A 616-nucleotide genomic window follows, 5' to 3' on the forward strand; every position below is an offset into this window, starting at 1 on the left:
TTGAAGATGCTCGTATTAAGCAATTGCTGAAAGAAAAGGATAAAGACAAAAAGGATGAGCACGGCGGCATAGGTACACCCGCCACACGTTCGGATATGCTGGAAAAATTGAAAAACCGCCAGTTTATGAGGCTGTCGCAAAAGGGGTATTTACAATAAAAATAATTTAATTTTTTCTTTAAAATCAAAATATTAAAATCATTAAAAACATGATACTACCTCTTTTGCGACAGCCTCTTATCCGCGAAGAAAAAGGCAAGCTTATTCCCACAGAAACCGGCGTGGCCTTTTTCCGCGCTCTACCGGCGTCAGCAACATTGCCTGATATGACCGCGCTCTGGTCAGCACAACAAAGCGATATCGAGCAGGGCAATAAAACGGTTGATGAATTTGTGAATGCGCTTATCGACGATCTGCGCCCACACGTCAAAACGGTTAGCGTAGGTGAAATACAGGGTGAAGCAAAACCTAATAGCGGACAGGTGGAAAAATTAGCCACACCCTGCCCGCATTGTGGTAAAACTATCGTGGTTCGACCTAAACTGTTTGCCTGTACCGGCTGTGATTTTAAAATCTGGTCTACGGTAGCAGAGAAAAAGCTCACCACCAAACAGGTT

At 43.7% G+C, this 616-nt stretch carries 2 pseudogenes; both read left to right on the forward strand.

The features are described from left to right. Positions 1-152 (forward strand): annotated as a pseudogene (locus tag CBG25_RS14680) (type IA DNA topoisomerase); the annotation flags it as partial. A 71-nt stretch (positions 153-223) separates the two neighbouring features. After that, positions 224-616, forward strand: a pseudogene (locus CBG25_RS14685) (type IA DNA topoisomerase); the annotation flags it as partial.

The sequence above is a fragment of the Arsenophonus sp. ENCA genome (genome assembly GCF_002287155.1).
GTDB lineage: Bacteria > Pseudomonadota > Gammaproteobacteria > Enterobacterales > Enterobacteriaceae > Arsenophonus > Arsenophonus nilaparvatae.